Here is a 3,097-nt window from a genome sequence, read left to right as displayed (position 1 = left end):
CCCCCAGTTCCCCGCCCTCGTCCAACTCGCCGAGGGCCGCCCCTGGATGCCCACAACCACCTAACCAAAGATCAAAGCGGTACCTGACCAGTTACGAGCGCCGAAGCCGTGACCTTGTGGCTATGGCCATCCATGACGCCGTCGGGGCAGCCGTCGTTGATCCAGCGCAGGACTTCGAGCTGGCGGGCGTTCAGCGGAGCACGAAGGTCAACCATGGACATCAGTTCTAGTAGCTGAGCGACCGCCAGTACCGCACATCACGGACGACAGTGTGGCCCATGACGTCGTCGCGGACAGAGCCGTCCGGCGCCCAGCCCAGACACACATAGAACTCAAGCGCGGCCTGGTTACTCTCCAGGACCCACAGTGCAGCCGACGTGTAGCCGGCCGTCGCCAGCGTCCGCACCGCCGCCGTCATCAAGACGCGCCCGACGCCCTGCCTCCAGAGAGCTGGCAGCACGTAGAACGAGGAGATCTCGCCGACTCCGGCCGCGTGTGGATCGTCGTCCGTGGCGGGGCGTAGATCCACGAAGCCGACGACGGCACCGGCGTCGTCCGCGACGAGGGTTCCCCGGTGCGGCCACGCTGCCCGCCCGAGAGTCTCCGTCCACCGGGGCACCCGCTGTTCGGCACGCAACCCATCGAGCAGCGACTGCGGCAACAGCCCCCGATAGCCGGCCTGCCACGCCAGCACATGCACGCGCGCAATCGGTTCGACGTCACCGGCAACGGCTCGACGGACATACATCCACCGATCATCCCGCCAGCACCGGCGGCCTGTGGGCCGATGACCAGGACCGTCCATTCGCCGGCGCCGAGCATCACGCGATTCCGGTACTGGCTGCCGTCGAGTCCGCACCATCCGACTACCGGCCATCGATGATCTTGTCGTGTCGAACGCTTGTCCATCTCAAGCAGTTTCAGGCAGAGCCGAACACAGGCGGGCGTTCCAAGGGGTGAGGGGGTCGTTACGGTGGAACAGATCCGGTTCAGGGCTGCGACGCACGGCCCGGGGCGAAGGGGTGGAAGGTGGGCACGGTAAGCCGGCGGGCGGAGCAGATCGAGCTGCGTGCCCGGATGCGGGCGGCCGGGATGACCTACGAGGACATCTCGGTCGAGTTCGCCCGGCGCTACGGGCTCCGGCCCCGCGCGGCGCTACGTCACGCGCATGGCTGGACCCTGCAGGAGGCCGCTGGTCGGATCAACGCTCACGCGGCTCGGGCCGGCACCGACTCGCAGGGCAACGCCGCGATGACTGGCTCGCGGCTGTGCGAGTGGGAGGCGTGGCCGGGCCCGAGCGGGAAACGTCCCACCCCCCAGGCGTTGACCTTGCTAGCCGATGTGTACGGAACCGACATCCATCACCTTCTCGACCTCGACGATCGGGAGCACCTCACCGCACAGGACCAAATGCTGATCAACAGCATCCCGCGGCGCGACACCAGTGACCCTCACCGTGACGAGCGGCCCAGTCCACGAACTGGCAGGGCACGGCCCCCGTCGGTCGCCTACGACATGTTCCAGCGGGTGCGCGGCGCCGACAGCGACCTCGTCCTCGACGAGGACGAGGAGGAGCGGCTCCGTCGCGCGATCTCCCGACCGAGCCGGGTGGACGGGCGGGTGGTCGCCTCGCTGGCGGCGATCCTCGCCGAGCAACGGGCAACCGAGGACCTGATCGGCTCCTCCCGCCTCCTTGTTCCCGTCGTCGCTCAGCTGGGCGAGGTGGAACGGCTGATCGGCGAGGCATCCGGCGGCATCCGAGAGCCGCTGGTGGACGTCGCCGCGCAGTGGGCCGAGTTCGCCGGCTGGCTCCACATCGCCACCGGCCGATGGGACGACGCACGGGCCTGGCTCGACCGTGCGGCCGTATGGGCGTGGGAAGCCGACGCGGCCACCCTGCACGCGACCATCATCAGCTTCCAGGGGCACCTCGCGTTCCACCGTGGCCAACTCGGCCCAGCGGTCAGCCTGTCCCGGGCAGCGTCACGGGACCCGCGGGTGTGGGTGGGTCAGCGGGCCTACGACGCCCATCAAGAGGCCCGCGCCCACGCACTAGCCGGCCAGCGCCGGCAGGCCGTCGAGGCACTGACCCGCGGCGCCGACCTCGTCGCCGCCGCAGCATCCGCCCCTGACGCCGCACCGCCGTGGATCTACTACTACACGCCCGAGTTCTACGCGTTGGAACGCGGCTGGGTCGCCCGCTACCTCGGCCGCGACGACCCCGCGTGGAACGACGAGGCCATCACCTGCCTGACCCGCGGCCTCGATGGGCTCGGCGACGCCCGCGGCTCGGAATGGGCCGCGGAGTTCCTCTGCCACCTCGCCGCCGCCTACCTCCAAGCTGGCAGCCCGGACCTCGCTGGCGACGCTGGAACCGAAGCCGCCGCTATCGCTGGCGCCACCGGTGCGGACCGGCTCCTACCCCGACTGCGGCGCCTTTGCACCGACTTGCAGACACGCTGGCCAAACAGCCCTGCCACGACCAAACTCGCGCAGACACTCCTGTATGGCAGGAGCGCAGGCGCTTAGCTCTGGCCGGCCGGTACCACCGGCCGGCGGGCTTGCCGGCCTCGGAGGCCGCCGGAACCTGTCAACCTGTTCGAGGCAAGATTTTGTAGGAACTACCGAGTCTCCTGCTCTGTGTCACTGTCTTGTTGCGTTGGGATGTTCTCCGGCGGGTTGATCCACGCCGGCCTGGGTAGTCCGGGTGGGACGGGCGGGCGGCGGACGAACCGTTCGGGGTGGGCGGCGTAGGCGGAGTCCAGCACGGTGCCACGCGCCGCGTGGACGGCTTCGGCCTGGCCGTGGTGCACCGCCGACGGGGTGAGCAAACCCAACCCTGAATGCCGATGGCCATGATTGTAGTACTGGAAGAATTTGCGGCAGTGTGCCCGCGCTTCCTCGATACTATCGAAACGGCCGGGGAAGTCGGGCCGGTACTTCATCGTCTTGAATTGGGACTCGGAATAGGGGTTGTCGTTCGACACCCGGGGGCGGGAATGCGACTGGATGATCCCGAGGTCTGCGAGCAGGAACGCGACGGGTTTCGACGTCATCGAACTACCCCGGTCGGCGTGAACGGTGAGCTGGTCGGGGC

4 protein-coding genes are annotated in these 3,097 nt (G+C 68.8%); 1 reads left to right on the top strand and 3 read right to left on the bottom strand.

Annotated features, from left to right (window positions below):
* Positions 1-71: 71 nt before the first annotated feature.
* Both UK82_RS33915 and UK82_RS30505 read right to left on the bottom strand, forming a co-directional pair.
* Positions 72-221 (bottom strand): hypothetical protein, encoded by a 150-nt coding sequence (locus tag UK82_RS33915; protein ID WP_161849191.1) that lies wholly within the window; start codon positions 219-221, stop codon positions 72-74.
* Positions 222-226: 5 nt separating this feature from the next.
* Positions 227-748: a GNAT family N-acetyltransferase gene (locus UK82_RS30505; RefSeq protein ID WP_055410897.1), complete on the bottom strand. Its 522-nt coding sequence runs from the start codon at positions 746-748 to the stop codon at positions 227-229.
* Between the two features lie 281 nt (positions 749-1,029).
* Here UK82_RS30505 and UK82_RS30500 point away from each other — a divergent pair, with 281 nt between their 5' ends.
* On the top strand, positions 1,030-2,529 hold the full coding sequence (locus UK82_RS30500) for a helix-turn-helix domain-containing protein (protein WP_055410895.1): 1,500 nt from the start codon (positions 1,030-1,032) through the stop codon (positions 2,527-2,529).
* A 92-nt stretch (positions 2,530-2,621) separates the two neighbouring features.
* On the opposite strand, the gene UK82_RS30495 is transcribed toward UK82_RS30500, so the two are convergent.
* Positions 2,622-3,097 (bottom strand): integrase core domain-containing protein (locus tag UK82_RS30495; RefSeq protein ID WP_236706632.1); only part of this gene is annotated, 476 nt, incomplete at its 5' end.

Origin of the sequence: Frankia sp. ACN1ag (genome assembly GCF_001414035.1) — a bacterium.
GTDB classification, from domain to species: domain Bacteria; phylum Actinomycetota; class Actinomycetes; order Frankiales; family Frankiaceae; genus Frankia; species Frankia torreyi.
This window is presented reverse-complemented; position numbering and strand designations above follow the sequence as displayed.